Annotated in this window: 13 protein-coding genes and 1 tRNA gene; 5 read left to right on the forward strand and 9 right to left on the reverse strand. The window is 62.8% G+C overall.

What is annotated here, in order from left to right; genetic code table 11:
* Positions 1 to 32: 32 nt before the first annotated feature.
* From htpX to def, 4 genes are all read right to left on the reverse strand, one after another.
* Positions 33 to 890, reverse strand: coding sequence for a zinc metalloprotease HtpX (htpX, locus tag OKW28_RS40215; RefSeq protein WP_018418965.1), 858 nt, complete (start codon positions 888 to 890; stop codon positions 33 to 35).
* A gap of 105 nt (positions 891 to 995) precedes the next feature.
* The gene (locus tag OKW28_RS40220) at positions 996 to 1637 is read right to left on the reverse strand and encodes a LysE family translocator (RefSeq protein WP_429453676.1); all 642 of its coding nucleotides are present in this window, start codon (positions 1635 to 1637) and stop codon (positions 996 to 998) included.
* A gap of 116 nt (positions 1638 to 1753) precedes the next feature.
* Positions 1754 to 2749 carry a methionyl-tRNA formyltransferase gene (gene fmt / locus OKW28_RS40225; RefSeq protein WP_429453678.1) on the reverse strand — a complete coding sequence of 332 codons (996 nt, stop codon included), beginning with the start codon at positions 2747 to 2749 and terminating at the stop codon, positions 1754 to 1756.
* A gap of 30 nt (positions 2750 to 2779) precedes the next feature.
* Positions 2780 to 3283, reverse strand: coding sequence for a peptide deformylase (def, locus tag OKW28_RS40230; protein WP_184051099.1), 504 nt, complete (start codon positions 3281 to 3283; stop codon positions 2780 to 2782).
* Between the two features lie 277 nt (positions 3284 to 3560).
* Between def and dprA the strand changes: the two genes are divergently transcribed.
* The 3 genes from dprA to OKW28_RS40245 all read left to right on the forward strand — a co-directional run bounded on the left by dprA (position 3561) and on the right by OKW28_RS40245 (position 8244).
* Complete coding sequence (gene dprA / locus OKW28_RS40235) at positions 3561 to 4790, forward strand: DNA-processing protein DprA (RefSeq protein WP_429453681.1); 1230 nt, start codon at positions 3561 to 3563, stop codon at positions 4788 to 4790.
* A gap of 101 nt (positions 4791 to 4891) precedes the next feature.
* Complete coding sequence (locus OKW28_RS40240) at positions 4892 to 5269, forward strand: thioredoxin family protein (RefSeq protein ID WP_013088044.1); 378 nt, start codon at positions 4892 to 4894, stop codon at positions 5267 to 5269.
* A gap of 308 nt (positions 5270 to 5577) precedes the next feature.
* Positions 5578 to 8244, forward strand: coding sequence for a DNA topoisomerase III (locus tag OKW28_RS40245; protein WP_429453683.1), 2667 nt, complete (start codon positions 5578 to 5580; stop codon positions 8242 to 8244).
* Between the two features lie 187 nt (positions 8245 to 8431).
* Here OKW28_RS40245 and OKW28_RS40250 read toward each other — a convergent pair whose 3' ends face one another.
* Both OKW28_RS40250 and OKW28_RS40255 read right to left on the reverse strand, forming a co-directional pair.
* Positions 8432 to 9538 carry a LysR family transcriptional regulator gene (locus OKW28_RS40250; protein WP_429453685.1) on the reverse strand — a complete coding sequence of 369 codons (1107 nt, stop codon included), beginning with the start codon at positions 9536 to 9538 and terminating at the stop codon, positions 8432 to 8434.
* A 342-nt stretch (positions 9539 to 9880) separates the two neighbouring features.
* Positions 9881 to 11737 carry a phosphoenolpyruvate carboxykinase (GTP) gene (locus tag OKW28_RS40255; RefSeq protein ID WP_429453687.1) on the reverse strand — a complete coding sequence of 619 codons (1857 nt, stop codon included), beginning with the start codon at positions 11735 to 11737 and terminating at the stop codon, positions 9881 to 9883.
* Between the two features lie 386 nt (positions 11738 to 12123).
* On the opposite strand from OKW28_RS40255, the gene OKW28_RS40260 reads away from it, so the two are divergent.
* Complete coding sequence (locus OKW28_RS40260; protein ID WP_429453688.1) at positions 12124 to 13137, forward strand: D-2-hydroxyacid dehydrogenase family protein; 1014 nt, start codon at positions 12124 to 12126, stop codon at positions 13135 to 13137.
* Between the two features lie 57 nt (positions 13138 to 13194).
* Here OKW28_RS40260 and OKW28_RS40265 read toward each other — a convergent pair whose 3' ends face one another.
* On the reverse strand, positions 13195 to 14073 hold the full coding sequence (locus OKW28_RS40265; RefSeq protein WP_184025761.1) for a patatin-like phospholipase family protein: 879 nt from the start codon (positions 14071 to 14073) through the stop codon (positions 13195 to 13197).
* Between the two features lie 75 nt (positions 14074 to 14148).
* Positions 14149 to 14553: a PaaI family thioesterase gene (locus tag OKW28_RS40270; protein ID WP_018418954.1), complete on the reverse strand. Its 405-nt coding sequence runs from the start codon at positions 14551 to 14553 to the stop codon at positions 14149 to 14151.
* Positions 14554 to 14753: 200 nt separating this feature from the next.
* Here OKW28_RS40270 and OKW28_RS40275 point away from each other — a divergent pair.
* Positions 14754 to 14829 (forward strand) — tRNA-Lys (locus tag OKW28_RS40275).
* 881 nt (positions 14830 to 15710) lie between these two features.
* Here OKW28_RS40275 and OKW28_RS40280 read toward each other — a convergent pair.
* Positions 15711 to 16502: a methyltransferase, TIGR04325 family gene (locus tag OKW28_RS40280; RefSeq protein ID WP_429453690.1), complete on the reverse strand. Its 792-nt coding sequence runs from the start codon at positions 16500 to 16502 to the stop codon at positions 15711 to 15713.
* Position 16503: the final 1 nt, after the last annotated feature.

Below are 16503 nucleotides of genomic sequence, written 5' to 3' on the forward strand. Positions count from 1 at the left end.
TTCAGGCTCGACGCGCCGAGCGACGCGGCGCCTCAGTCGAAGCGCCCGGTGCGCGCCATTTCCATCAAACGCGCGATGCGTTCCTCGGTCGCAGGGTGCGTCGAGAACAGACTCGCGATACCGCCGCCCGACAGCGGATTCATGATCATCATCTGCGCGGTGGCCGGATGCGCCTCGGCCGTCGGGAACGGAATGCCGCTCGCATAGCGATGGATCTTGTCGAGCGCCGACGCCAGTGCCTGCGGGTCGCCCGAAATCTGCGCGCCGCCCCGGTCGGCTTCGAATTCGCGCGCACGCGAAATCGCCATCTGGATCAACGCCCCCGCAATCGGCGCGAGCAGCGCAACCGCGATGCTCGCGATCGGGTTCGCGGGACGGCCGTTTTCGTCGCGGCCGCCGAAGAACATCGCGAAGTTCGCCAACGCGGAAATCGCGCCGGCCATGGTCGCCGAAATCGTCGAGATCAGAATGTCGCGATGCTTCACGTGCGCGAGTTCGTGCGCCATTACGCCGCGCATTTCGCGCTCGGACAGTACGCGCAGAATGCCGGTGGTCGCCGCGACTGCCGCGTGCTCCGGGTTGCGGCCGGTGGCGAACGCGTTCGGCGCGTCTTCGTTGATCAGGTAGACGCGCGGCATCGGCAGGTTCGCGCGCGTGGCGAGATCGCGCACCATCCGATAGAACTGCGGCGCGCTGTTTTCGTCGACTTCCTGCGCGTTGTACATGCGCAGGACCATCTTGTCGGAGAACCAGTACGAGAAGAAATTCATCCCAAGGGCGATCACGAGCGCGACCATCATGCCGCGCGACCCGCCGATCATCCCGCCGATCACGATGAAAAGGGCCGTAATCGCGGCCATCAACATCGCGGTTTTCACCCAGTTAAACATGTCTGCAACTCCTTGCCCCGAGCGTGGCCTTCATCTCCGTGCCGCGCGATTGCGGCGCCAGATTGTAAGCGAAATGTTAGATATGGGCGATGCGGGAAAATTCAATCATCGCGAGGCGGTCGCGAGTTTGATGCCCAGGCCGACGAACGCGCTGCCGACGCCGCGATCGAGCAAGCGCTTGACCGCCGGTTTGCCCGAGAAACGCTGCGTGACGCTTCCCGCGATCCACGCGACGAAGCTGTTCCAGACCATGCTCATCAGCACGAAGACCGCGCCGAGCGTGAGAAACGCGAAGGTCTTATGTTTGCTGCCCGTCGTGACGAATTGCGGGAAGAACGACACGAAGAACAGCACGACCTTCGGATTCAGCACGTTGGTCCAGAAGCCCTGCAAGAACAGCTGCCGCAGCGACTTCGGCGTGGACGGCGCGCGCGCGTCGCCGACCGGCGCATCAGCGGCCGGCTTCGCGAAGATCAGGCGCACCCCCAGATAGATCAGATAAATCGCGCCGACGAATTTGACGATGGTGAACGCCGTGGCCGACGCGGCCAGCAGCGCGGTCAGCCCAAACGCGCAGGCAAGCGAGTGAATGCAGCAGCCCGCCGAAATGCCGAGCGCCGACATCAGCCCCGCGCCGCGACCTTGGGCGACGCTGCGCCCGACGATATATGCGGTATCCGGCCCCGGCGTGATGTTCAGGAGAAAAACCGCGACGATGAAAAACCCGAAATGGACGATGCCGAACATGTGATGCACCCTCGAAAACCTGGTCTGCTGCATGGAGGATTCTAACGCGCGTCGCGCTCGCGGCGGGCGCGGAGAACACCGGCCGAATGGACGATGCTCCGGCGTGCGAGACGCGCTTATTGCGTCTCGGGAAGCTGGAAGCGCTGGCCTGCGGCGAGCGACGAGCCAGCAAGGAATTCGCGCACCGGCAGGCGCTTGCCGCCGGGCTTCTGCAATTGCGTCAGACGCAGTGCACCTTCGCCGCAAGCGACCAGCACGCCGTCGGGCGCAACCTCGACGATGGTGCCCGGCGCCTTGTTGCTGCCCGACGCCGGCGAGGCCACGGCGGTGGTGGCCCAGATCTTGACGGTGCTGCCGTCGTCGAGCGTGCCGGCGCCGCCGGGGAACGGGTCGAACGCGCGCACCTGACGCGCAAGCGCCTCGGCCGGCCGGCGCCAGTCGAGCGCCGCTTCGTGCTTGGCGATTTTCTCGGCGTAGGTCACGCCGTCGGCCGGTTGCGGGATCGACGTCAGCTTGCCGCTGCGCTCGAGCTCGATCAGTGCGTCGACGATCAGTTGCGCGCCGTCGCCGGCGAGGCGGTCGTGCAGCGTGGCGGTGGTGTCGTCGGCGGAGATGGGGGTGCGTACTTCGGAAATCATCGCGCCGGTGTCGAGTCCAGCGTCCATCTGCATCAGCGTGATGCCGGTTTGCGCGTCGCCCGCCTCGATCGCGCGATGAATCGGCGCCGCGCCCCGCCAGCGTGGCAGCAGCGACGCGTGGATGTTGATGCAGCCGAAGCGCGGAATGTCGAGCACTTCCTGCGGCAGGATCAGCCCGTAGGCGGCGACAACCATCACGTTGTGCGGCGTCGCGCGCAGTTGCTCGATGCCGGCGGCGGCTTCCTGTGGATATTTGCCAGCGCGGCGCAGCGACGTGGGCTGCGCAACCGCGAGACCGTGCTCCTGCGCGTAGCGCTTGACCGGACTCGCCTGCAGCTTCATGCCGCGACCCGCCGGCCGGTCCGGCTGCGTCAAGACGAGCGGCACGGCAAACCCGGCGCAATGAATCGCGGCCAGCGCGGCCGCGGCGAATTCCGGTGTACCGGCAAAGATAACGCGCAACGAATGACTCATGAATGGGGCGGTAGGCAAGTTGAAAGCGCGTTACATCGCGTGGGCGAGTTTCTTCATCTTGCTCTTGATGCGCGTTTGCTTCAGCGGCGACAGATATTCGACGAACACGCGGCCCATCAGGTGATCCATCTCGTGCTGGATGCACACGGCGAGCAGCCCCTCGCAATCGAGCTCGAACGTTTCGCCCTTCTCGTTGAGCGCACGCACGCGCACTTTCTCGGCACGCTCGACGTTGTCGTAGATCCCGGGCACCGACAGGCAGCCCTCTTCCGACAACTTCCTCTCATCGCTCGACCAGACGATTTCCGGATTGATGAACGCGAGCAGTTCGTCGTGCGTTTCCGACACGTCGATCACGATCACGCGTTCGTGCACGTCCACCTGGGTGGCGGCGAGGCCGACGCCGGGCGCCGCGTACATCGTTTCGGCCATGTCCGCGACGAGACGGCGGATACGGTCGTTGACCTCCGGGACTGGCTTCGCCACCTTATGCAGCCGTTTGTCCGGGTAATTGAGGATGCTCAGTAAAGCCATGATTTCGAGTGTGATTTGAGACGCCGCCAACCGTTGGAGGCTCGCGTTGGCCATTTGGCCAGGTTGTGAGCCCGTCGCAATACGCAGAGGATAGATGGTGTCGAACCAGTTCGATTCAACGCGCCTCGTGCGCCCGACGACGAACCCGCGCCGGTAAGCGCGGCGCCGCGATTATTCGCGGCTCATTGCCGTTTTATTTCCGCGTTTTTATTTCGGATGATGAAAATTTTAGCATGGCGCCCGCCTGCCCGCAGGCCCCGCCAGAGGAGCGACCCGCATGCAGACCTTGCCCGCGACCCGTATCGAACTTGCCGCCTGGCTGCGGTTGTCACTTGCGCCGGGCCTCAAACCCGCGGCGTTGCGCCTGTTGCTGGGCGCATTCGGGCTGCCGCAGGCGCTGTTGGCGCAGTCGCCGGAGACGCTCGCGGAGGTCGCCGGTGACGCCGCGGCGCGCGCGGTGCTGGCGCCGCCGGGTCCAGCGTTCGACGGCCAGCTCGATGCAGTGCTCGCATGGCGCGAGCAGCCGGGCAACCAGATCGTCACACTCGACGATCCCGCCTATCCGCCCGCGCTGCTGACGACGCCCGATCCGCCACCGCTCCTATATATAAAGGGCCGGCTTGATTTGCTGCATACGCGCGCGGTCGCTCTGGTAGGCAGCCGCAGCGCGACGCCGCAGGGCATCGAGGATGCGCGGCGGTTCGCGCGAGAACTGTCGGCGGCGGGCGTGACGGTCGTATCGGGGCTCGCACTCGGCATCGACGGCGCCGCGCATCGGGGCGGGTTGGAAGGTGTCGGCGGAACGGTCGCGGTGGTCGGCACCGGCGCGGACCTCGTATATCCCGCCGCGCATCAAGCACTCGCGCGGCAGATCGCGGCGCAGGGTGCGATTCTCTCGGAGTGGCCGCTCGGCACGCCGGCACGCGCCGCCAACTTCCCACAGCGCAACCGGTTGATCGCTGGGCTGGTCAGCGGAGTCGTGATCGTCGAGGCGGCTATGCGTTCCGGTTCGCTGATTACCGCGCGGCTTGCCAATGAGATGGGGCGCGACGTGTTCGCGTTGCCAGGATCGATTTACGCGCCGTTGTCGCGCGGCTGTCATCGGATGATCAAGCAGGGAGCGCGGCTCGTGGAAACGCCTGACGAGGTGCTGGAGGAGCTCGGTTTTGCCCGGCGGCCGGCGGGCGATGCGAGACGCTCGGCGAAGCGGGCCGTGCCGCTGGAGCATGCGGGTTTGCACGTTTCGTCGGGTGGGACCGCTTTGCCCGCTACGACCGCAGCCTTCGCCGACTCACCGTCGTCCGGGCCGGCCCCGCAGCCGGCGCTCGCCCCTGACGCACAGCGTCTGCTGGCCGCGCTCGGCCATTCGCCGACCACGCTTGAAATTCTCGCCGCCCGTACCGAAATGGAGAACGCCGCCCTGCACGCCGCCTTGCTCCGGCTCGAACTCGCCGGCGAGGTCACGCTGCTGCCCGGCGGCCGCTTCATGCGAGCCCATCATGACTGAGCCGAGACTGACCGGCGTCAACGCAGATTGGCAACTTTTCGCGACCGGCCATGCTACATTCGCGCCAAAGCACCCGACAAAGCACACAAGGAAATCACTTCATGCCCGCGCTGAACCTCGACACCGACCAGGACCGGATCGCCGAGCGCGTCAACGAACCCGACACACTGTTCGTTGCATGCCTGTGCGCGGAGTGGTGCGGAACGTGTCGCGAGTACCGGGACGCCTTCAACCAACTGGCCGAGCGGCACCCGGAAGTCTGTTTCGCATGGATCGACATCGAAACTCATGCGGATCGGTTCGACGATCTGGACGTCGAGAATTTCCCGACCGTCCTGATCGAAGACTCGGTGACGACACGGTTTTTCGGTACGGTTTTGCCACAGGTGTCGATCGTCGAGCGGATGCTGTCGGATCTGACCGCGCTGCCCGGCGTAACCGGTGCGCCGAAGCTGCGGCCGGCGCTGGCGGTCGCCTGAAGGCGGCCTCGCGCGCCGCCCGGTCAAACGGAAAGCCTCGCGACGCGCGGCTTGCGGCACAGGCCCCCGTCGATCATTTGGGACAGCATCGCGGCTGGCATCGCTGTCCGCACGCGGCGTTTGCCGCAGTTGATCAACCGCTGGACGCGCAATTATGATGACGCGCTTTTATGGCACTTGACCCGTTGGGTTCGCACCGTGTGCTATAAAGCGGTCGTTATTGGGTCGAAAGAGGTCTCAAGCGAGCGTCGCGCGCCATGTTGGCCCTCAAGGCCACCAATCCGGATCTACCAACCTCACATCGAGTCATGTCCAAAGCACTGATCATCGCCGAAAAGCCTTCTGTCGCGAACGACATCGCGCGCGCTTTGGGCGGCTTTACCAAGCATGACGAGTACTACGAAAGCGACGACTACGTCCTTTCGTCGGCAGTGGGCCACCTGCTGGAAATCGCCGCGCCCGACGACTACGAAGTCAAGCGCGGCAAGTGGAGCTTTGCCAATCTGCCCGTCATTCCTCCGCATTTCGATCTGAATCCGATCGCGAAGAGCGAGTCGCGCCTGAAGGTGCTGACCAGGCTGATGAAGCGCAAGGACATCGACCGTCTGATCAACGCATGCGACGCGGGGCGCGAGGGCGAACTGATTTTCCGCCTGATCGCGCAGCACGCGAAAGCCAAACAGCCGGTGCAAAGGCTGTGGCTGCAGTCGATGACGGCCGGCTCGATCCGCGACGGTTTCGCGCGTCTGCGCAGCGACGAAGAGATGCAGCCGCTCGCCGACGCGGCGCGCTGCCGCTCGGAGGCGGACTGGCTCGTCGGCATCAACGGCACGCGCGCGATGACCGCGTTCAACAGCAAGGGCGGCGGCTTTTTCCTGACCACGGTCGGGCGCGTGCAGACGCCGACGCTATCGATCGTCGTCGAGCGCGAAGAGAAGATTCGACGCTTCGTGCCGCGCGACTACTGGGAAGTGAAGGCGGAGTTCGTCTGCGCGGCCGGCTTCTACGAAGGCCGCTGGTTCGACCCGAAATTCAAGCGCGACGAGTTCGACCCGGAAAAGCGCGATTCGCGCCTCTGGTCGTTGCCCGCCGCCGAGACGATCGTCGCGGCCTGTCGCGGCCAGCTGGGTGTGGTGACCGAGGAGTCGAAGCCCTCGACGCAGCTGTCGCCCGCCCTCTTCGACCTGACCAGTCTGCAGCGGGAAGCCAACGGCCGTTTCGGCTTTTCTGCGAAGAACACGCTGGGCCTCGCTCAGGCGCTGTACGAAAAGCACAAGGTGCTGACCTATCCGCGAACCGACGCGCGCGCGCTGCCGGAAGACTATCTGGACACGGTCAAGCAGACGCTCGGCATGCTCAAGGAGGGCAACAACTACCTGCCGTTCGCGAAACAGGTGCTCGACAAGGGCTGGGTCAAGCCGAACAAGCGCATCTTCGACAACTCGAAGATCAGCGACCACTTCGCAATCATCCCGACGCTGCAGGCGCCGAAGAGTCTGTCCGAGCCGGAACAGAAGCTCTACGACCTCGTCGTGAAGCGCTTCCTCGCGGTGTTCTTCCCCGCCGCCGAATACCGTGTGACGACGCGTATCACCGAGGTGGTCGGCCATCACTTCAAGACCGAGGGCAAGGTGCTGGTCGAGCCGGGTTGGCTGCAGATCTACGGCCGTGAAACCAGCGGCGATGACGCGAACCTCGTGCCGGTGCAGAAGGACGAAAAGGTCAAGACCGACAAGATCGCCGCGCAGCAACTGGTCACGAAGCCGCCCGCACGCTACAACGAAGCGACGCTGCTGTCGGCGATGGAAGGTGCGGGCAAGCTGGTCGAAGACGACGAATTGCGCGAAGCGATGGCGGCCAAGGGTCTCGGCACGCCGGCGACGCGCGCGGCGATCATCGAAGGTCTGCTCACCGAAAAGTATCTGATCCGCGAAGGCCGCGATCTGATTCCGACGGCCAAGGCCTTCCAGTTGATGACGCTGCTGCGCGGCCTCGGCGTGAAAGAGCTGACCGCGCCGGAACTGACCGGCGAGTGGGAATATAAGCTGTCGCAGATGGAACGCGGCAACCTGCCGCGCGACGCGTTCATGCAGGAAATCGCGCGCATGACGCAGACCATCGTCAAGCGCGCGAAGGAATACGATTCCGACACGATCCCGGGCGATTACGCGACATTGCAGACACCTTGCCCGAATTGCGGTGGCCAGGTGAAGGAGAACTACCGGCGTTTCGCGTGCTCGAAGTGCGAGTTCTCGATCTCGAAGATTCCGGGCGGTCGTCAGTTCGAGATCCCCGAAGTCGAAGAACTGCTGCAGAACAAGACGATCGGGCCGCTGTCAGGTTTCCGCAGCAAGATGGGGCGGCCGTTCTCGGCGATCCTGAAACTGTCGCTCGACGACGAGATCAAGAATTACAAGCTCGAGTTCGACTTCGGCCAGGACGCGGCCGGCGAAGATGGCGAGCCGCCCGACTTCTCCGATCAGCAGCCGGTCGGCGCGTGTCCGAAGTGCCAAGGCCGCGTTTTCGAGCACGGCATGAGCTACGTCTGCGAAAACTCGGTGGCGAATCCGAAGTCGTGCGACTTCCGTTCCGGCAAGGTGATCCTGCAGCAGGAAATCGCCCGCGAGCAGATGGCCAAGCTGCTCGAGGAGGGTCGCACCGATCTGCTGACGAACTTCAAGTCGTCGCGTACCGGCCGTAACTTCAAAGCTTTCCTCGTCAAGCAGAACGACGGCAAGATCGGCTTCGAATTCGAGAAGAAGGAGCCGGCGGCGGCGAAGACCGCAGCGGCGAAGACGTCGGGCGCTCGTTCTGCGGCCAAGGCGATGCCGGAAGCGGACGAAGGTGATACCGCGGTGGCCGTGAAGGCCGAGCCGGCGGAAAAGAAGGTGGCGGCGAAGAAGGCGCCCGCCGCCAAGACCGCGGCGGCCAGGAAGGCACCGGCGAAAAAGACCGCGGCGCGAAAAACCGGCTAGTAGGGCGAGATTCGGATCGGCGGCTCGCGGTGGTAGCAGGAATAGCTACATTAGCCACCGCAGTCGGCGATCCGTGCACAGCCCGCGGTGTAGTCCGCATCTGTCCATTAGAAATGCGCAGTCACTTGAGGTGACTGCGCATTTTTAATGCCGGCCCGCATCGCTGCGGGCTTCGACATTCAGAGATTTACAGCGGCGACAACGCCGTCGGGCGTGGACTGCGATTCGACGACTTCGCCATCGGCTTCGGCACGGCCGGCGACAGCTCGCTATCGAGAAGCCTCGACAGCGGCTCGGCGCCATCGAACGCTTCCGGTGCGCGCGACTCGGCAGTCTCGAACGCGGCCGACGTCGCCGGACGCTCCAGACCGTCCTTGATCCACTGCTCGCCGAGCACGCTGTTCGGCGTCTGGTTGAAGTGCTCGACCAGATGGTCGATGAACGTGCGCACCTTGGCCGGCAGGTGACGGCGGCTTGGGTACGCAATATTGATTTCGACCTGCGGCAAACGGTAATCGCCGAGCAAACGCACGAGCCGGCCGCGCGTCATGTCGCGACCGATGAGATAGCTCGGCAGAATCGCGGTGCCCATGCCGAGCAGCGCAAACTGTCTCAGCATCTCCGTGTTGTTCGCGACGATCACGTTCGACGGCCGCACGCGCACTTCGCCTTCCGGCCCCGTAAACACGCGTTCATCACCCCAGTATTCGGATGGCAGGCTCAGGCACGGGTGCTCGAGCAGATGTTCGGGACGCGTCGGCATGCCATGTTTTTCCAGATAAGCCGGCGTCGCGCAGACGGTCATGCAGCCCGTGGTCAGACGCCGCGTAACGATACTCGCGCTGCGCATTTGCCGCGCGATCACGACGCCGACGTCGAAGCCCTCCTCGACGAGGTCCACCTGACGATCGACCAGCGTGACGTCGGGAATGACTTTCGGATAGCGCTCCGCGTACGTTTGCAGCACGGGCGCGAGATTATGCAGCCCGAACACGACGGGCGCGACGATGCGTAGCGTGCCGACGGGTTCGTGATTGCGAGCGACCACCATCTGTTCGACGTCTTCCAGTTCGTCGAGAATCTGACGGGCGCGCTCGAGGTAGACCTGACCGGATTCGGTCAGCGACAAGCTGCGGGTCGTGCGATTGAGCAGCCGCGTACCAAGACGGCCCTCGAGGTCGGCAACGTGACGGGTGGCGACCGCGTTGGAAATATCCATCGCGCTCGCGGCGCGGGCGAAACTGCCGAGATCCGCCACCTTGACGAAAACTCGCATCGACTGCAAATGATCCATAGGACAACTCCCTGCCTGGTTACTGCTTCCTGACAATTGGTGAAAACCAGTGAAGCGAACTTGGAATTCTCCTACGACTCGCAAAATCGTGCAGAAGTTGCCCGCAAAATAGGAAATATTGTCAATTTTGGTACGACTGTGTCGATAAAACCGGGGTCCGACCAGTGATTATTCCCAAATCAAAAACAATCTGCTGCGCTGCAGCTTGCTCTGTCTTTTTTGTTCGAACAGACGCAACGGTCGTTCGGCCATTGCGGAATTCGAAGAGACGGAAAAAACCGGGCACCCAACGAAAAAAACCGCCCGACGGCGGCTTTTTATGCTGAGTGAGGACTCACTTAATCAAGCTGTGAGTTTTTCCTCGAGCGCGCGCTTCGCCTCAGTCAATGCCGGCGGCAGACCGTGTTGCAGCGTGTCAAACAGCTTCGTGTGCAACACGAGCTCGTCGCGCCATGCAGCGTCATCGACGGAAATCACCTGCTCGAACTGCTCGCGGCTGAAGTTCAGCCCGCTCCAGTCGATGTCCTCATAGTGCGGCGAAATGCCGAACGCATGCTCTTCGCCCTGCGCGGTGCCTTCGATGCGGCCGACCATCCAGCTCAGCACGCGCATGTTCTCGCCGAAGCCAGGCCACACGAACTTGCCGTCCGCGCCCTTGCGGAACCAGTTCACGCAGAAGATTCTCGGCAGCTTCGCGCTCAACTGCTGCAGACGCTCGCCGGTCTTCAGCCAATGGCTGAAATAATCGCTCATGTTGTAGCCGCAGAACGGCAGCATCGCGAACGGATCGCGGCGCACCACGCCCTGCTGTCCAGCCGCCGCGGCGGTGGTTTCAGAGCCCATCGTCGCCGCCATGTAGACGCCCTCGACCCAGTTGCGCGCTTCGGTGACGAGCGGCACGGTGGTCGAGCGGCGGCCACCGAAGATGAATGCGTCGATTGCGACACCGGCCGGGTTTTCCCAGTCCGCATCGATCGACGGGCACTGCGAAGCCGGCGCCGTGAAGCGCGCGTTCGGATGCGCCGCCTTGCGGCCGGTTTCCTTCGCCTCGGCTGGCGTCCAGTCCTTGCCCTGCCAGTCGATCAGATGCGCCGGCGGCTCGTCGGTCATGCCTTCCCACCAGACGTCGCCGTCGTCGGTCAACGCGACATTCGTGAAGATCACGTTTTCCTTCAACGTGGCGAGCGCGTTGTAGTTGGTCTTTTCGCTCGTGCCGGGCGCGACGCCGAAGTAGCCGGCTTCCGGATTGATCGCGTACAGGCGGCCGTCCTTGCCCGGTTTGATCCACGCGATGTCGTCGCCGATCGTCGAGATTTTCCAGCCGTTCAGGCCCGCAGGCGGGATCAGCATCGCAAAGTTGGTCTTGCCGCACGCCGACGGAAACGCCGCCGCCACGTGATGCTTGCGCCCGTCCGGCGAGGTGACGCCGAGAATCAGCATGTGTTCGGCGAGCCAGCCCTCGTCGCGGCCCATCGTCGATGCGATGCGCAGCGCGAAGCACTTCTTGCCGAGCAGCGCATTGCCGCCATAGCCCGAACCAAAGCTCCAGATTTCGCGCGATTCGGGGAAATGCACGATGTACTTGGTCTTGTTGCAAGGCCACGACACGTCCTGCTCGCCCGCCGCGAGCGGCGCGCCGACCGAATGCACGCACGGCACGAACTCGCCGTCCTCGCCGAGCACGTCATACACCTTGCGGCCCATGCGCGTCATGATGCGCATATTGGTCGCGACATACGGGCTGTCGCTCAACTCGACGCCGATATGCGCGATCGGCGAGCCGAGCGGGCCCATCGAGAACGGCACCACGTACATCGTGCGGCCGCGCATCGCGCCATCGAACAGGCCGTCGAGCGTCGAGCGCATTTCGGCCGGGGCGATCCAGTTGTTGGTGGGGCCGGCGTCCTCGGCGCGCTGCGAGCAGATGAAGGTGCGATCCTCGACGCGCGCGACGTCGGACGGATCGGACCAGGCGAGATAGGAATTGGGACGCTTGGCGGAGTTGAGTTTCTTTAGCGTTCCGGCTTCGACCATCTGCGCGCACAGGCGGTCATATTCTTCCTGCGAGCCGTCGCACCAGATCACTTTTTCAGGCTTGGTCAGCGCGGCGATGCGCTGGACCCAGTCGATCAGCTTGCGGTGTTTGACCCATGTGGGCGCCTCGATAGTGGGCTGCCCTTCGAACGAGGGATGATTCATCGACTTGTCTCCGTTTGAAGCAATAGAAAAACGATACAAGCCCGGGGACGCTGCATGCGAGAGGCATTGAATTCATCGCGCCGACGTGTCAATTTTCCACTGGCGGCGCATGATTGCGCAGATCGTCCTGGGCCACACAGCTTGCCAGGCGGAGGCGCGCTTCCTGCAAGGCTTCTGCAACCTTGTGTAAAGCGGCTTGCCTCAACACGCAACAAACTGCTAAAAACGTTCTCAATCTGTCCTCATGTAGCGTTGCCGTTCGTTTGTGTGCGACAGCTTCTACGGTAGGACATCTAGCCAGACCAACGTGTGCCCTAAGTCACATGATGGGACAGTCAGCATAACATTCCGTTCGCACCAACGAGGTGCGCCGCAAATTACATACCATGAAGATTGCCATCCTCGACGATTACCAGGACGCCGTTCGCAAGCTCGACTGCTTTCAATTGCTGGCCGACCAGGAAGTCAAAGTATTCAACAATACCGTGCGCGGTCTCGGACAACTTGCGAGCCGTCTTGCGGAAGTCGACGCCCTCGTTCTGATTCGCGAACGTACCCGCATCACGTCGCAACTACTCGACAAGCTGCCGCGTTTGCGCATGATCAGTCAGACTGGCAAAGTGTCGAGCCACATCGATCTGGCGGCCTGTACCGAGCGCGGCATTGCCGTGCTCGAGGGCAGCGGTTCGCCGGTCGCGCCGGCCGAGCTGACGTGGGCACTCATCATGGCCGCCCAACGGCGTATTCCGCAATACGTGGCAAACCTTAAACAGGGCGCCTGGCAGCAGTCGGGGCTGAAGACGTCGGCGCTGCCGCCGAACTTCGGTTTGGGGCAAGTGCTGCGCGGACAGACGCTAGGGGTCTGGGGCTACGGCAAGATCGGCCGACTGCTCGCTGGCTACGGCAAGGCGTTCGGCATGAACGTGCTGATCTGGGGCCGCGAGCACTCGCGCGAAGCCGCTCGAGCCGATGGCTATGGCGTCGCGGCGAGTCGTGAGGACCTGTTCGAGACCAGCGATGTGCTGTCCCTGCATCTTCGTCTGCACGACGACACGCGTGGCATCGTCAAGCAGGACGATTTGATGCGCATGAAACCGACCGCGCTGCTCGTGAACACGAGCCGCGCCGAGCTGCTCGAAGAGAGTGCGCTGGTGAACGCGCTGTCGCACAACCGTCCGGGGATGGTCGCGATCGACGTCTACGAAAGCGAGCCGATCCTGCAAGGCTACAGCCTGCTGCGCATGGAGAACGTGATCTGCACGCCGCACATCGGCTACGTGGAGCGCGAGAGCTACGAGCTGTATTTTTCGGCGGCGTTCAATAACATCCTCGCGTTCGATGCCGGCGATACCGCCAGTGTCGCGAATCCGGAGGCGTTGCAGGGCGGGCGTCGGCGGTGATTGGCGGGCGAGGCGGCCGGCGGATCAGATGTGTGCCCGCCCGCCCCGCCGCGTCGCTCATCGCGCTTCGTGCGCTCCCGCCTCCATCAATGCAGGGATGCGTTCAAGGAAGACCTCACCGTCGGCACGGCCAAGGTTATAGGCGTGCACCATCTGCGACGGACTCGTGTAATCCCAACTCGAAATCGGCACCTTGCGCGACGGTTGCACGTAAAGCCGCTGCTGGACGCCGTGTGGCACGACGAACATCTGCGGCCGCGGATAAAGACGCGTGACCATCACGAGCACGTTGCCCGGCGCGTCGGCATCTAGCGCGCCGACCGGCACGTTGTCGACCATGCCGCCGTCCAGCACCGGCCGGCCGTTGCGCCGCAGAACCGGCGTGAACGGCGGTGTACTCGACGATTGCAGGATCAGGTCGGCCAACTCGTCGACGCTCGCGCAATCCTGCGCGCGCACGAATTCCGGATGAAAGCCAAGCGTCCGACCGAGCGTCGGATGCAGCGTCTTGCGTACGTATTTTTCGATGTTGTACGCGACCAGCCCTGCCGCGACCGCACTTCTCGCGCCGAGCCAGCGCGGCAGATGCGACACGCCGATGCGGATTTCCGGCGCCTGCGCGAGCCTGGAAAACTTGTCGCCATAGATATCGAGCAGCGCCTGACGGTAGATCCGGTAATGCGGGAACACCGACTCGCCGCGCAGCAGATTGCCCCAGTAGGCGTTGCGCGTGTTATGGCGCAGTGCGTCTTCGTAATAGCGCATAACCCAGTCGGAGTCGCCGCGCGTGTAAATCATGCACGCGGTCGCGGCGCCGGCCGAAATGCCGGTGATCACGCGCGGACGGATGTCGAGTTGTGGCTGCACGACGTCCCAGAAACCCGCCTGCCACCAGCAGCGGTTGCCGCCGCCGGCGAATACGACCTGATCGAACATGCTGCTTTTCCTTGCTTTCCTTTGCTCTTGCTGCGCGCAGATTGTGTTGGCGGCCCCCTCGGGTCCGACGCGCATTCACTCGAGCAGCGCGTAAGTCGTAGTGGCTTGAACCGCCATGTTGCCGCCTTCGTCGAACAGTTCGACTTCGCCAAACACGAGATTGCGGCCCATGCGCAGCACGCGCGCCTTGATCAGCACATCGCCCTTGCGGACCGCGCGCATGAAGTTGATGTTCAGCGACACCGTGCTCATCGGCTTGAAGCCGCCGAGCGCGGCGGTGATGGCGACGACCATCGCCGTATCCGCGGCCGCCATGAATACCTGGCCGCTGATCATGCCGCCCGAGTGTCGCCACTCGCCAGAGAACGGCAGACGCAGCGTGGCACTTTCCTCGTCGACCTTGATCGGCGTCAACGTGAGCGCCCGGACCCAGGGGGCGAGAACTCGGTCGAGTAGCTCGGTAATCTCTTTGTCATCCATGGGAATCCCCGGGCGAAAGCCGCGATGCTGCGTGCGGGAGGTGTCCGCGACATGATACCGGCAGCGTTGGACGCGTCGATGTTTTCGGGATGGCGGCTTTGTCGAGGGAACGCTCAAGTTCGGGCGATGCGATCTTTTTAATAAAACTGCGAAAAGGGCTTGGCAATCTCGAAAAGATCCTGCATAATCTCGCTTCTATTGGGGCGTTAGCTCAGTTGGTAGAGCAGCGGACTCTTAATCCGTAGGTCGAGTGTTCGAGTCACTCACGCCCCACCAAGAAATTCAAGCACTTAGCCCAGTCATCGCGACTGGGCTTTTTGCATTCTGACGCCCATGTAACCGCTGTGTAACCAGCTTTCGAGGCTGCGGGTGCGCTCCCATGTCGCCATAGATGCTCAATGCCGCGGCGTCCCTCCACGGGGACGAACTGTTCTTCAATATAACAACCGCGGTCAGCCCATGCTCGGCATTTTGCGAACTTTCACTGTCTCTTTCCGATCGCCGCTTTCGCGCTGAGCAACCAACCGCGCAGTCTCTATCGTCCGGGCACCAACAATCAGGAAAACCATGGGTTTGCTGTTTCGAGATCGGCGGTTTGAGCACCCCACAGCCTACCGGCGCGCGGCACCTTATCGGCCGTGTCTCCGCGCAGGGCTCACGACGACACCCAACCTGATCGTTGGTCGACTGCCGCCTTCGAAGAACTGACGGCGTTATCAGCGCGCTTTTAAATCCACGCCTTACGCAACTCGCGATACGTAAACCAAGCTACACAGGGCAAATCCGGATCAAACCGGGACGCCATCAGTGCAATTTAGCTGCAGTGCCTTTAGTTGCGCGTCCGCTCAGACGCGATTGAGCGTTCCGTTAGCACTCGACGATTCCGCGGAAAGGTCGCGGACGCGGTACTCCGGCAACAACGGTCCACATAGGACGACCTGACAGTAGGCATTCTTGAATAGGCTCATGCGCTGGAACACCGTCTGCTCGTGCATCGGCCAGAAGAAGGGCCGCGTGCCTATGCCTTTCCCGCCTAGGAGCTTCATCGCTCTGGGCCATGAAGTCCGTATCTTTCACTCTGGTCTCGAAATTCTTGTCACGATGACGATCCGCGGGCGGCTGTGCCGCTCGCCGTATATGCGCAACGATCGAGTCGATCATCGTCGACCTGATGCATAGTAGGCACGGCCCAGATAGCGAGACTCGATGTGGGCGCGATCGAAGCCGTCCCATTCGCAGATCGCGGTATAGCCGAGTTCGTTCATGAGGCGCTCGAAGTTTTGCATCGAGAAAAACCGGTGGGGATAGGAAGCCTTGTGTATGGAAGCGCGTTGGACGGTGATTCGGTCTTGCGCTGTGTCGATGAAGGGCGTGCGGTCGATAATGATCCATTTCGACATACGCGCCGCTTCCTGAAGATGGACGAACGGATCTTCGACACATTGGAGCGACCCGGAGAACAAGGTAATGTCGATGGCGCTTCTCGTTGCCGCGTCTCCAAGCGAGAGATAGAACTTCAGGATGTCGTCCTCGAAATCCCGTCTTCCCACTTTGACGTAGTTGCTCTGCTCGACGATAGACCACTGCAGGACTTCGATCCGCTGCAGAAACTTCTTGTGTTGATAGTAGAAGCTGCCGAGCGACCCGCCGAAATCGACCACATGAAGATTGCGCGGCTTCATGATTGCAGCGTGAAGCAGACAACCGAGCAGCGGCCAGCGGAATGCCTCCTGCTCGAAGCAGACAGAATCACGTTCGAACGCAGCCTCGCCCTGTTTGACCCTCAAGGCCGATGCGTGCACCTTTTGGAGTATGGCCGGGTCATCGTAACCGTCGGCCGCCGCGAGTGCGGCTGACCAGGACGGGTAGCGGCCAATGAACTCGGCGGTCCAGCGAGACCGCCAGAATGCCGGCGAGAGAAGATGACTCAGCGTTCGCATGTTTTGCATT

The organism is Paraburkholderia sp. 40, from assembly GCF_050434105.1.
Classification (GTDB): domain Bacteria; phylum Pseudomonadota; class Gammaproteobacteria; order Burkholderiales; family Burkholderiaceae; genus Paraburkholderia; species Paraburkholderia tuberum.